The sequence below is a fragment of the Nocardiopsis sp. NPDC058789 genome, assembly GCF_042745575.1.
Lineage (GTDB): Bacteria > Actinomycetota > Actinomycetes > Streptosporangiales > Streptosporangiaceae > Nocardiopsis > Nocardiopsis eucommiae.
Genome location: NZ_JBHYOW010000004.1, coordinates 313,007 through 326,984, shown reverse-complemented (window position 1 = coordinate 326,984; position 13,978 = coordinate 313,007). Strand labels below are relative to the sequence as shown.

Sequence of the window (13,978 nt, the reverse complement as noted above, 5' to 3'; positions counted from 1 at the left end):
CACAGGCGTCACCGCAGGAACGCGATGACCACTCCCTGGCCAAGATGATGTCGACGGAGGAGGGGCGTGGAGCCAGGCGCGAAGGAAGGTTCCGCCGAGCCATCTCCCGGATGGTCAAGTCCCAGGAACCCCCGTCACCGGAGACCGAGCAAGGAAATCCCGTGCATCAGCCCGTGCATCCGCACTCGCAGAACCCCGACCGAACGTCGGACGGCGAGGAGACAGCCGCGACGGAGCCCCCCACCGGACCCTTCTCCGCGTCCGCCGAGAACGGTTACCGTCCCACCTCGCGGGTGAGCGTCCCCAACCCCTACACGACCCGGAGCCTGGAGATCGACGACGTCGACACCGGTGCCAACCAGGTCGGCCAGTGGCGCGGAGTCGGGCTCAACGAGCCGGAACCGCGCAGCCCACACATCCCCGCCACCACGGACACCATGACCGACAGCCCCACACCTTCAGAGCACGCAGAGCGGCCCGAGGCCCCTGTGTCACCCACGGCACCGGCCACGCCGGACGCCACGGCCGCGCCACGGCACACGCCGGGCCCGCGCGCCGCCCATGAGACCGCGAGGACGGAACCTCCCCGAAGCACGTCAGGGGCGCCCGAGACCGCCAGCGCCCAGCGCTTCACGGCACCCGCCGAGGCGCGCCGGCCCGCGGACGACCCCGCTGAGCCCCGTGCTCAGTGGACGGCCCCTCTGGGCGACCCCGCGCCCGCGCCTTACGAGCAGCGTCGCCCCGCCCCCGCCCACCCCCAGGGGTCGGAGCAGGGACAGGAGTACCGTCCGAGCGCGCAGGACCCCCAGGCCCCGTACGGTTACCAGGGCCACCCGGAGCACGGCGGCCACCCCCAGCACCCGGGCGCACGGAACCACCAGCCCTCCCAGGGGTACCCGGAGCCCTACGGTTACCAGGAGCCCCGTTACCGTCGCGACCACGGCGGCTACCAGGAGCGCCCCGGTCACCCCGAGCAGAGCCCCCAGGGCCAGGGATACCCGGGATACGGCTACGGCCGTCCGGAGGCCGTGCCGCCCGGCTACCAGCCGCCGCACGAGGCCCAGAGCCACCCGCCCGCCCCGTACGCCGGATACGCCGCGCAGCCGCCCGCGCCGCACTACGCGCCCTACCCGCCGCCGATGCCGTACCAGAGCGCCTACCCGCTGCCCTACCAGCCTCCCGGCTACGTCCTTCCGGGCCAGCCGGTGGTCTACCCGGGCCAGTTCCCGCCCTACGGGCAGATGAACCCCTACGGCCAGCCGGTCCAGCACGTGATCGTGCTCGCCGCTGGCCAGCAGCCGCAGGTGATCACCGCCGAGTCGGCCGCCACGCTCTTCTCCGAGCGCGCCGAGCCGTCCGTCTCCCCGGAGATCGGCCAGGACCGGGCGCTCACCCGCTCCGAGACCGGGACGGACGCGGACACCGCCACCGAACCGGCCAAGGAGTCGGCCGAGCCCGAGGCCCCCGCGCGGGAGCAGGGCGGCACGGCCGTCGCCGACGCACCCGCCACGGAGAGCGTCGAGGACACGCCCGCCGAGGCGGTCGGGGCCGTCGCCCCGACCGAGGACGGGCTCCGGGGAGACCTCCTCAACGAGGCGCTGGCAGGTCTGGCCATGCGCGACCTCTCCCTGGTCGACGCCCTGCTGGAGATGGTCGAGGCCCTGGAGACCGGCGCCCAGGACCCGGACCTGCTCGACAAGCTCTTCCAGATCGACAACTTCGCGACCCGTATGCGACGCAACGGCGAGAACTTCCTGGTGCTGACCGGGCACGACGGGGGCGAGTCCGACGCCCACGACGAGATCGTGCCGCTGCTCGACGTCGCCCGCGCCGCGACCTCGGAGATCAAGGACTACCCCAGGGTCAGCCTGGGCAAGATCCCGCAGGCCTCCATCACCGGTCTGGCCGCCGACGACATCAGCCACCTCCTGGCCGAGCTGCTGGACAACGCCACCGCGAACTCGCCCGAGCACTCGCAGGTGGTGATCAGCGCCCGCGAACTGGACGACGGCCGCCTCATGATCGTCGTCGAGGACGAGGGCGTGGGCATCCCCGAGGCCCAGTTGCGGGAACTCAACAGCCGTCTGGACGGCGAGCCCGTCCTGGACGACGAGGTGCCCAAGCACATGGGCCTCTACGTGGCCAGCCGGATCGCGCGGAAGCACAACCTGGAGACCAGGCTGGAGTCCCGCTCCTTCCGAGGGGTCAGCGCCTACACCATCGTTCCCCAGGAACTCCTGCGCGTGGCCACCCCCCGGACGCCCGGGCAGCCCCGCACCGCCACGATTCCCAGCACGAGCGCGCCCGTGACCTCGACCGGCCCGATCCCTCAGCAGCCTTCCGAGAACCGTGCGGTCAAGGGCACCAGTAGCCCCACGGCCCCGCCGAAGCCCGCTCCCGGAGGGAACTCCGCGGTCACCTCGGCGGGTCTGCCCCGGCGCAGCGCCACCCCGCACGGTTCGCCGCTGCGGATGCTGCCGCACCCGGACGCACTGTCCGAGAACCCGCCGCCCCCGCCGAAGGGCCGGGGCGACACGCCGCCCCGACTCACCGGCGAGGCCCGTGCGGAGCAGATCCGTGACGAGCTCGGTGACTTCCTCGACGGGGAACGCGCCGCGCTCGACGGCGAGGAGCTTGAGGACGACAAGGAATGACCCTCCCATCGGGGGCCCGGGAGTCCCGTCCGGGTTCCCGCACCCCAGACCCCCAGCGAACACGACCTTCGGCCGAGGCAGGTAGAGCACAACCATGACTGAATCCACGAACGACAGCGTTGAGAACTTCTCGTGGCTCATCGACCGGTTCGTCCGGGACGTGCGCGGTGTCGAGCACGCCGTCGTGGTGTCCTCGGACGGCCTGGTCCTGACCCACTCCAGTGACTTCCCCGAGGTGCACGCCGAGCAGCTGGCCGCCATCGCGAGCGGGCTGCACAGCCTCGCGGTCGGCGGTGCCAGCCTGTTCCAGCGGGGGGAGTGCGAACAGCTCCTGGTGCGCTTCAACCACGGCCACCTGTTCATCATGGCCATCAGCGACGGTTCCTGCATGGCGGTGCTCACCGCACCCGGTACCGAGCTGAAGATCGTCGGTTTCCAGATGGCGAAGCTCGTGGACAACGTCGCCCACGTGCTCACTCCGCAGTTGCGCTCGCAGCTGCGCGAGGTCATCCAGAACTGACGACGGTGACCCGTAACGGTTCGGCAGGAATGAGGTTGCCGCGGCTATGAGCTTCCGCAGGCGAAGGAGTAACCGTGTTCGCCCGTTCACCTTCACGGGTGGGCGGACGCGGTCACGGCATCCGCTGATGGTGCAGACCCTGGTCTCGACGTCCGAGCCCGGGCAGGAACCTCCTGGCACCCTCATGCCGGAGTCGATCAGTATCTACAAACTGTGCCGGGAGACGCGGTCTCTCGCTGAGGTGTCGGCCGAGTTGAACATCCCCCTGGGTGTGACACAGGTTCTGGTCAGTGACCTGGCCGAGCAGGACCTGGTCTACATCCACCCGACCATCACCGGCAGCAGTCCGTCCGAAAACCAGGTTCTGGAGAGGGCTCTTCGTGGTCTCGAACGACTTTTCCAGTGACAACAGGTCGAATCGCAAGAAGATGTCGAGCAAGATCGTCATCGCCGGTGGCTTCGGTGCCGGCAAGACGACCTTGGTGCGCTCGGTGTCGGAGATTCCGCCGGTCACGACTGAAGCGATCATGACCGAGGCCAGCGTCGGACACGACGACACCTCGGTCACACCCGACAAGACGACGACCACCGTCGCGATGGACTTCGGCCGCATCACCATCGACGACGAACTGGTCATGTACATGTTCGGCACACCGGGACAGGCCCGGTTCTGGTTCATGTGGGACGATCTGGTCCGCGGCGCCGTGGGCGCCGTCGTCGTGGTCGACTGCCGGAGGCTCGCGGACTCCTTCGACGCGGTCGACTACTTCGAGACCAACAAGCGGATCCCCTACATCGTCGCGCTGAACAAGTTCGAGGGCCACCTGGACTACACCGCCGAGCAGGTCCGTGAGGCTCTGGAGGTCAGCCCGGAGGTGCCCATCATCGACTTCGACGCCCGACACAGGATGTCCGGCGGCGACGTGCTCAAGACCCTGTTGCGGTACGCGCTGGAGCACAACCGAGCGAGTGAGCCCGTCGCCTGACAGGCGGGGGGCGTTCGGTCTCCCCCTGACCGATCCTCCCCGCGGCCCCGTAGATTCCCAGGAAAGTTAGCGACACAATGCGCAAGATCCTTATCGTCGGCGCTGGCCACGCCGGCCTGCACCTGGCCCACGGTCTCCTGACCCATGGCTACGACGTCACGGTGATCACGGGGCAGTCCTCCACGGAGATCCGGACGGGGCGGCCGTCAGTCACTCAGTTCACCTTCCCGACCGCCCTGGACTACGAGCGCGAGTACGAACTGGATCTCTGGAGCGCCCTCAGCCCCCAGATCCGGCAACAGCGCATCCACCTGTATCCCGGGGCGGACCGATCGACGCTCTCCCTCAAGGGGCGGACCGGCAAGGCCAACGACTACATGGTGGCCGTGGACCGCAGGGTCAAGATGGCCGACTGGCTGGAGTTCTTCGAGGACCGTGGCGGCAAGGTGGTCATCCACGGTGTCACCGTGACGGATCTCGACTACTTCTCCCGCATGTTCGACCTCATCGTCGTCGCGGTCGGCCACGGGGAACTCGGCCAGCTCTTCGACTACGACGAGAGCCGGTTCACCGGAGCCCGCCCCCGCTCCATCGCGCAGGCCCAGATCTACGACGTCTGGCCGAGTTCCGAGGACGACGACAACGTCGGTTGGGCCTGCTCCGCCCGCGAGGCCGGGAACACCATCTTCATCCCCATGCTGAGCCAGGACGGCCCGTGCCACAACCTGCTCATGGTGGACAAGCGCGGTGGCCCCATGGACGCCTGGCCGGACCGGCCGGGCCCCGAGGAGCAGCTGCGCCGCATGAAGGACCTGCTTCGCCAGTACTCCCCGGAGTACTACGAGCGGGTCAAGGACGCCCAGCTGGTGGAGGGTGGCCGCAGCACCCTGATCGAGGACCTGACCCCGCAGGTGCGCAACCCCGTGGGCACGCTGCCGTCCGGTGGGAAGGTCCTCGGGATGGCGGACGTCGTCGTCACCATGGACCCCTACGTGGGTCAGAGCTGGAACAATTCCACTCGGTGCGCGAAGGCCTACCTGGAGGCCATCATCGAACACGGTGAGCGCCAGTTCGACGAGGACTTCCTGGTGAGGACCTTCGACAGGTTCTGGGAATTCGGTCTGCACAACCAGATGTGGTCCGAGATGAATTCCACGTTGTGGGACCAGGGTGACCTGCCCGCCCACTTCTATGAGCTGGTCGAGACGGCCTCGACGCACGCGGAGGTCGCCGACCGCTGGATCCAGGGCTGGGACTATCCTCCTGACTTCGCGTCTTGGCTCCTCGACCCGGAGGAGTCCAAGAAGTACATGGCCGAGGTCCGGGCGCGCAACGGGGGTTGACCCGTTACGAGCCCGCCTCGCAGTGCCCGATGTCCGCGGACATCGGGCATTTCCTTTTGGTAACAAGATCACGAAGTCCCCATTTTCGTCATGTTCTTAATTCGGTCAAATAAATGACCGAAAATAAGTGTTCCGTTGTCATCTGTCCTGAATCGTCGATACGATCCCCTCTGCGTATGGCTCAAAAGCGCATGTGGGGCGTCTGCTCCAGGCGTTCACGAAGCCGTGTGCGGCCTGCCCGTCCCTTCGGTCGGCCATCCGGGTTCCCGAACGCGGAGCCCGATCGGGGAACTCGTGCTGGTGGCCCACCGATCCGACCTTCGCGGACACGGCGGTGCGACTCCACCCACGCGAGACCGCGGGTCGACCCCGTAACATGCCCCGGGCCAGGACCCGTTCGGGGTGAGGACGTCGAGTTCGACCGGAGGAACGCGATGACCAGGGATGCTGACGGCGGCGACGTCTCCCGCGCGCCCATAGCCGTGGTGGGGCTGGCCTGTCGCCTCCCCGGAGCCTCGACCCCCGACTCCTTCTGGCGGTTGCTGTGCGAGGGGCGGGAGGCCATCTCCCCGCCGCCCGAGCGCCTCGGCTGGACCTCCTCCCAGCGGGACCACCACTGGGGCGGCTACCTGGACCGCGCGGAGGACTTCGACGCCGCGTTCTTCGGGGTCTCCCCACGCGAGGCCGTGGCCATGGACCCCCAGCAGCGGCTCATGCTCGAACTGAGCTGGGAGGCGATCGAGAACTCGCGCACCGCCCCCGACAGCCTGCACGGCTCCCGGACCGGCGTGTTCACCGGAGCGATCTCCTCGGACTACGCGCACCTCCTGCGCGACGTGCCCGCCTCGCACCACAGCCTCACCGGCGGCCAGCGCGGAATGATCGCCAATCGGGTCTCCTACACTCTCGGCCTGCGCGGGCCGAGCATGACCGTGGACAGCGGGCAGTCCTCGTCCCTGGTGAGCGTGCACGCGGCGATGGAGAGCCTCCGCAGCGGTGAGTGCGACCTCGCGCTGGCCGGGGGTGTCAACCTCATCCTCCTGCCCCAGAGCACCGAGTACGTGGAGCAGTTCGGCGGGCTCTCGCCCGACGGACACTGCTACACCTTCGACTCCCGCGCCAATGGTTACGTCCGGGGCGAGGGCGGCGTCGTCATCGCACTCAAGCCGTTCGACCGGGCGCTGGCGGACGGAGACCACGTGCACGCGGTGCTCTCCGGTGGGGCCGTCAACAACTCCGGCTCCACCGCCTTCCTCGCACGACCGGAGGCAGAGGGACAGGCGGAGGTCGTGCGCGCGGCGCACCGCCGGGCCGGGATCGACCCCGCCCATGTGGGCTACGTGGAGCTGCATGGCACGGGCACACCGGCCGGTGACCCGGTCGAGGCCGCCGCTCTCGGCTCGGTCTTCGCCGGGCGCCCCGCACCCGTGCGGGTGGGCTCGGCCAAGACGAACGTCGGGCACCTGGAGGGGGCGGCCGGAATCGTGGGCCTGCTCAAGGTGGTGCTCAGCCTCTCCCACGGACTCCTGCCCCCCACCCGGAACTTCTCCGCACCCAACCCCGCGATCGACCTGGAGGGCCTGGGGCTGCTGCCGCAGACCGCGCGGGAGCCCTGGCCGACCGACACCCCGTTGGCCGGGGTGTCCTCCTTCGGCATGGGCGGCACCAACTGCCACCTCGTCCTGGCGCCGCCTCCGCCTCGGCGCTCCCCCGACACCCCGCGGCAGTCGCCGGGGGAGGGGGCTCTGGACCCCGTGCCGTGGGTCCTGTCCGCGAGCTCGGAGAGTGCCCTGCGCGCCCAGGCGTCGGTCCTGCACTCCTTCGTGTCGAAGCGTCCCGGTCTACGCCCGGAGGACGTCGGCTACTCCCTCGTCAGCACCCGCACCGTGATGGACCACAGGGCGGTCATCCTGGCCGCTGGCGGCAGCGGCACCCGTGAACTGGAGTCGATCCGTCCTTCCGGCGCTCCGACGGCGGTACGGGACGGACGTGGACCGGTCATGGTCTTCCCGGGGCAGGGCGGACAGTGGGAGGGGATGGCGCGCTCGCTCCTGGACGGCGACGGCCGTCTGGCGAGGATCTTCGGTCGGCGGCTGCGTGAGTGCGAGCGCGCGCTGGACCCCCATGTGGAGTGGTCACTCAGCCGTGTGTTGCGCGGCGAGCCGGGGGCGCCGCGCTACGTCGGCCCCGGGGCGCGCGTGGACGTGGTGCAGCCGGTCCTGTGGGCGGTCATGGTCGCCCTGGCCCGGGTGTGGGAGGCCATGGGGGTGCGCCCCGCCGCCGTGATCGGCCACTCCCAGGGGGAGATCGCGGCGGCCCATGTGGCCGGGGTCCTGACCCTGGACGACGCCGCCAAGGTCGTGGCCCTGCGCAGCCAGGCGCTCGTCACCCTCGGCGGCAGCGGCGCCATGGCCTCGCTCGGCGTCTCGCCGGAGCGGGCCGGGGAACTCCTGGAGGACCTGCCCGACCTCCACCTGGCCGCTGTGAACGGGCCCGAGTCCGTGGTGGTCTCGGGATCCCCGACGTCCGTCCGTGCCGCCGTGGACCACTGTGTGGACGCGGGTGTGCACGCGGCCCTGGTGGACGTCGACTACGCCTCGCACTCGGTGCACGTCGAGAGAGTTCGCGAGACCCTCCTGGAACAGTTGGAGGGGATCTCACCACGCGAGGCCCGGACACCGGTGCTGTCGACCCTCACCGGCGGGGAGCTCGGCACTGACGGCCCGATCATGGACGGACAGTACTGGTACGAGGGTCTGCGTCACCCGGTCCGCTTCGCCGAGACCGTCTCGGCGGCCGTCGCCGACGGCCACACGACGTTCATCGAAGTCGGTCCGCACCCCGTGCTGGCTCACGGGATCGAGGGTGTGCTCGCCGCGCACGAGTCGCCGGGCTCGGTCCTGGCGACCCTGCGCCGTGCCCACGGGGACACGGCCCAACTGCTCACCGCCGCCGCTCAGGCCTTCACCTCGGGCCTGGACGTGGACTGGCGAAGCCTGTTCCGGGGGGCGGGAGCCCACCGGATCGACCTGCCCACCTATCCCTTCCAACGGACCAGGTACTGGCCGGAGTCGGTCCCCGCCGTCGAGCCCCGGGAGGCCGTGGTGACCGCCGAGGGCCGGGGAGAGGCCCCGGAGAGCGGTGGGACCGTCGGTCTGGTGACCTCGCTGTGCGCCAGGGTCCTGGAGCTGGACACGCTCACGCCCGCTGACGAACGACGGGCCTTCCGCGACCTCGGCTTCGACTCGATCATGCTGCTGGAACTGGCTGATCTGGTGGAGGACGAGACCGGTGTCCGGTTGGAGGACTCCGTCCTCTTCGAGCTCCCCACCGCGGTGGCCCTGGCCGAGCACGTCGCGAAGGAACTGGGCGAGAGTCCCACGGTCGCCGCGCGCCCCGAAGCCACGACGCGTCCGGCCGCGACCGTCTCCGCGTTCGTGCCCGGGACGGTCGACGACGATCCGATCGCCATCACCGCGATGGCCTGCCGCCTGCCCGGCGGCGTTCGCTCCCCGGAACAGCTGTGGCGACTGGTGGAGGAGGGCACCGACGCCATCGGTCCCTTCCCGGACAACCGGGGCTGGGACCTGGACGCCCTCTACGACCCCGAACCCGGAACCCCGGGACGCACCTACACGCGCAACGGCGGGTTCCTCCACGACGCCGACCTCTTCGACCCCGGCTTCTTCGGGATCAGCCCCCGTGAGGCCGACGCCATGGACCCGCAGCAGCGGTTGCTGCTGGAGACCTCGTGGGAGGCCATCCAACGGGCCGGAATGGATCCCGCCAGCCTGCGCGGAGAACAGGTGGGCGTGTTCGTGGGCGCGATGCCCACCGAGTACGGCGCCCGTCTGGCCGATCCCGCCAACAACGCGGACGGTGGGTACCGACTGACAGGGAGCACCCTGAGTGTGGCGTCCGGCCGCATCGCCTACGTGCTCGGTCTCCACGGACCCGCCCTGACCATCGACACCGCCTGCTCGGGCTCGCTGGTGGCCCTCCACCAGGCGGCCTCCGCCCTGAGGCGGGGGGAGTGCTCCATGGCCCTGGCCGGGGGCGCCACCGTCATGGCCACCCCCGGCATGTTCCTGGAGTTCTCCGCCCAGCGCGGGCTCTCCGCGGACGGTCGCTGCCGTGCGTTCGGCGCCGGGGCCGAGGGGACCGCCTGGGCCGAGGGGGCCGGTGTCCTCCTGCTGGAACGGGCCTCCCAGGCGCGTCGCAACGGTCGGCCGGTGCTGGCGCTGCTGCGCGGCAGTGCGGTCAACTCCGACGGCGCCTCCAACGGACTGACCGCACCCAACCCCGAGGCCCAGGAACGGGTGATCCGCCAGGCCCTCGCAGCCGCGGAACTCGACCCCGGTGAGGTGGACGCGGTCGAGGCACACGGCACGGGAACACGCCTCGGAGACCCCATCGAGGCCACCGCGCTGATGTCGGTGTACGGCGGCGAACGCGAACACGACCTCCTGCTGGGTTCCCTCAAGTCCAACATCGGCCACGCCCAGGCGGCGGCGGGCGTGGCCGGGGTGATCAAGACCGTGGAGGCGCTCCGCCACGGCCGCCTGCCCCGGACCCTGCACGCCGAGGAGCCCACGGACCGCGTGGTGTGGCGTGACAGCGGCGTACGCCTGCTGTCCGAGGAGGTCGCGTGGCCGGACACCGGGCGGCCCCGCCGGGCCGCGGTGTCCTCCTTCGGGATCAGCGGGACCAACGCGCACGTCGTGCTTGAGGGGGTGGCCGACGAGGGTGCCCCGGTCACGGTGCCGGACGACCCCTTCCGACGCTCCCGCCACTGGCTGCTGCCGAGCGGGCCCGAGGCCCCTCCGGTGGAATCGGTGGAGTCCCTGCTCGACGACGGCCTCAGCCTCGCCGACGGGGGAACGGTGTTCCGGGGCAGGGTCTCCGTCTCCCTTCACCCCTGGGCGGCGGACCACCGCGTGCTCGGAAGGGTGATGCTCCCCGGTACGGCGGTGGTGGACCTGGTCTCCGGGGCGGGGGCGGCCGTCGGCGCGGACACCGTCACCGACCTGGTGCTGGAGGCCCCCCTGACCCTGGCGTGGGCCGGAGCCGCCGAGATCCAGATCATCGTCGGTGCTCGCGACCCCCAGGGACACAGCGAGGTCAACGTGTACGCGCGCCGCGAGACGGACGACGCCTCGTGGGTGCGGTACGCCTCCGGCCTCGTCGCAGGACCGAACCCCGGTGGAGTGGCCGAGGTGAACGGTGCCCCGGGCATCGGTACCCTTCCCCCGAAGGGAGCCGAGCGGATTCCGGTCGACTACGCCCACCTGCGGGCTCTGGGCTACGACTACGGTCCGGCCTTCCGCGGATTGAGGTCGGTGCACCGGCACGGGGACGAACTCTTCCTGGAGGTCGAGCTTGCGGACTCCGTGCGCGGGAGCGAAGCCTTTCACGGCCCCCACCCCGCCCTGACCGACGCCGTCCTGCACGCCGCACTGCGGAACCAGGGGACCGAGCGCCACCGGGGGCCCCAGGTGCCGTTCGCCTGGAGCGGGGTCCGGCTGCTTCGGGCCGAGGACGAGCGGACGCCCCGGCGACTGAGGGCCCGGATCACCCCGTTGGGCGACGACCGCTACCGGTTGCTGGCCACCGGTCCTGACGGTGAGGGAACGCTCTGGTCCGTCGACGAGGTGGCCCTGAGGCCCCTGTCCGCGGAAACCCTCCCCGAAGCGGAGCCGGGCGAGGTCGCCGAACTGTACGAGCTCCAGTGGGATCGGGTGGAGCCCACGTCGAGCTCGGCCGCGGAGGTTCCGAGTCCCCACGCCCTGCCCTCACTGGAGGATCTGGAACCGGGGGCCCCGGTTCCCGCGCTCGTCTGTACCGAACTGCCCGCGCACGTCGTCTACGCCGGAAGCGACGCCCTTTCGGACACGGTCCGCCAGGGGCTGGAGTCCGGCCTGGAATCCGTCCGCGCATGGTTGGCGGACGAGCGCACCGCCGACTCCCGCCTGGCTCTGGTCACCTGGAGGGCCGTGGCCACGTTCCCCGGTGAACAGCTCCCCGGTGCTGCCGCCGCTCCGGTCTGGGGCCTGCTCCGAGCCGCCCAGCGCGAGTTCCCCGACCGTCTGGTGCTCGTGGACTCCGACGGCTCCGAGGAGTCCCATCGGATGCTGCCAGCGGCCCTCGGTCTCGACGAACCACAGATCGCCCTGCGTTCGGGCGCCGTCCTCGTTCCCAGGCTGAGGCGGTCCTCGGACACGGGGACGGAGTCGGTGGTCCCCTCCACACGGTCGTGGCGGCTGGACACGAGGAGCCCCGGTTCCCTGGACTCCCTGGAGGCGGTGTCCGCTCCGGAGGCGGAGGACGCGTTGGCTCCTCGGGAGGTGCGCGTGTCCGTACGGGCCGCAGGTGTCAACTTCCGGGACGTGGTGGTCGCCCTGGGGCTGGTCGACGGGGAGACCGGGATCGGTATCGAGGGGGCGGGAGTCGTTCTCGACGTCGGCTCGTCAGTGTCGGACCTGGCGCCCGGCGACCGGGTGGTCGGCATGTTCGACGGTGCCTTCGGCCCCTTCGCCGTGGCCGACCGGGCCCGGTTGGCCCGCATGCCGGAGGGCTGGAGTTTCGAGCAGGCGGCAGCCGTCCCGGTGGCCTTCCTGAGCGCCTACCACGGGCTGGTCGACCTGGCCGCCGTGCGGCCCGGCGAGAGCGTCCTGGTGCACGCGGCCGCAGGGGGGGTCGGGACCGCCGCCGTCCAGCTTGCCCGCCACATGGGCGCGAAGGTGTTCGGCACCGCGAGCCCGCACAAGTGGTCGGCGCTGACGGACCATGGCCTGTCCCCGGATCGGATGGCGTCCTCCCGCTCACTGGAGTTCGAGGGCAGGTTGCGCGAGGCGAACGGTGGCGAGGGAGTCGACGTGGTCCTCAACTCGCTGACCGGCGAGTTCGTGGACGCGTCCCTGCGCCTGCTGCGCTCTCCCAGTGACGGCCGAGGTCCGGGCGGTCGGTTCGTGGAGATGGGCAAGACCGACGTGCGCGACGCCGAAACCGTGGCCGCCGACCACCCCGGTTGCTCCTACACCGCGTTCAGCCTGCCGGACGTGGATCCGGAACGCATCGGTCACATGCTCGCTCGGGTGATGGAGCTGTTCGAGGAGGGTGCCCTGCGTCCACTGCCCACCACCGTGTACGACCTGAGCGAGGTACAGACGGCCCTGCGCGCCCTCCAACGCGGTGAGACCGTCGGCAAGCTGGTCCTTCGTGTCCCCGCTCCCTTCCCCCGGGAAGGAACCGTCCTGGTCACGGGTGGCACCGGGGGGCTGGGCCATCGCCTGGCCCGCCACCTGGTCTCGGGCTACGGAGTCCGGAACCTGCTGTTGCTCGGGCGCCGAGGCCCCGACACGCCCGGGCAGGCCGAGCGCACCGCCCAACTGGAGGCGCTCGGAGCTCGGGTGGAGGTGGTCTCCTGCGACGCGGCCGACCGCGAGGATCTGGCCCGTGTCCTGGACGCGGTCCCCGCTGACCGGCCGTTGCGTGCCGTGGTGCACGCCGCCGGGGCCCTCGACGACGCCACCGTCACGGCCCTGACCTCCGAACAACTGCGCGCGGTGCTGCGGCCCAAGGTGGACGCAGCCTGGAACCTGCACGAACTCACCGAGGACCTGTCGTCCTTCGTCCTGTTCTCCTCGGCCGTGGGCGTCCTGGGCAACCCCGGTCAGGCCAACTACGCCGCGGCCAACGTCTTCTGTGACGCCCTGGCGCACGTGAGGCGCGACGCCGGTCTGCCCGCCACGTCGCTGTCCTGGGGTCTGTGGGAGGGCGGCGGCATGACCGGCCACCTGGACGAGAACGACCTCGCCACCCTCAGCCGGAGCGGGCTCCTGCCGATGCGGCCGGAGGCGGCCCTCGACCTGTTCGACACCGCCATGGCCCGGGACCTGGTGCACGCGGTGCCCGCGTGGCTCTCCCCGGTCCCCGGCCTCAGCGTGCTCCGGGATCTCCTGCCCGACCCCGACTCGGAACGCTCCCCGATCCCGGTCACGGGGAAGGGCGCACCCGGTGAGGCGGGGAGCGGCGGGGAGGAACACGACCCGGCCGCGCGTTTCGCGGCGATGGACCCGGAGGAGCGTTCCCGGTCCCTGCTGCGCGAGGTCCGCGAGCACACCGCCGTGGTGCTCGGCCACCGGGCCGAAGCGGGCTCCGAGGTCGACCCGGACCGGCCCTTCACCGAACAGGGCACGGACTCGCTCACCAGTGTCGAACTGCGGAACAGGCTCAGCGCCGCGGTGGGTGTGCGCGTCCCGGCCACGGCCGTCTTCGACCATCCCAACCCCAGGGCGCTGGCGCGGTTCCTCACCGGACTCCTCACACCGGAGCTCCCGGCGCCGGAGGGGCGGACCGGCCAGGATCGGACCACCACGCCTCCCGGCACGGACGGCGACGGAGACGCCATCGACTCCATGGGCGTCGACGAACTGGTGAACCTCGCTCTGCGAGGCCCGAGTGTATGACGAGGAG

General features: G+C 70.9%; 6 protein-coding genes. All 6 read left to right on the top strand.

Features of this window, described 5'->3' with window-relative positions; translation table 11 throughout:
* Positions 1 to 161 precede the first annotated feature (161 nt).
* Positions 162 to 2,654 (top strand): ATP-binding protein, encoded by a 2,493-nt coding sequence (locus tag ACFW3L_RS07415; RefSeq protein ID WP_378737427.1) that lies wholly within the window; start codon positions 162 to 164, stop codon positions 2,652 to 2,654.
* A 94-nt stretch (positions 2,655 to 2,748) separates the two neighbouring features.
* Entirely contained in the window at positions 2,749 to 3,174 is a 426-nt protein-coding gene (locus ACFW3L_RS07410) for a roadblock/LC7 domain-containing protein (RefSeq protein ID WP_017543700.1), read from the top strand.
* Between the two features lie 46 nt (positions 3,175 to 3,220).
* A complete protein-coding gene (locus ACFW3L_RS07405; protein ID WP_013151545.1) occupies positions 3,221 to 3,580 on the top strand; it encodes a DUF742 domain-containing protein in 360 nt (119 codons plus the stop codon).
* Between the two features lie 22 nt (positions 3,581 to 3,602).
* Positions 3,603 to 4,160, top strand: coding sequence for an ATP/GTP-binding protein (locus tag ACFW3L_RS07400; RefSeq protein ID WP_110048007.1), 558 nt, complete (start codon positions 3,603 to 3,605; stop codon positions 4,158 to 4,160).
* A gap of 77 nt (positions 4,161 to 4,237) precedes the next feature.
* The gene (locus tag ACFW3L_RS07395; RefSeq protein ID WP_378737424.1) at positions 4,238 to 5,503 is read left to right on the top strand and encodes a styrene monooxygenase/indole monooxygenase family protein; all 1,266 of its coding nucleotides are present in this window, start codon (positions 4,238 to 4,240) and stop codon (positions 5,501 to 5,503) included.
* 434 nt (positions 5,504 to 5,937) lie between these two features.
* Complete coding sequence (locus tag ACFW3L_RS07390) at positions 5,938 to 13,971, top strand: SDR family NAD(P)-dependent oxidoreductase (RefSeq protein WP_378737422.1); 8,034 nt, start codon at positions 5,938 to 5,940, stop codon at positions 13,969 to 13,971.
* Positions 13,972 to 13,978 lie beyond the last annotated feature (7 nt).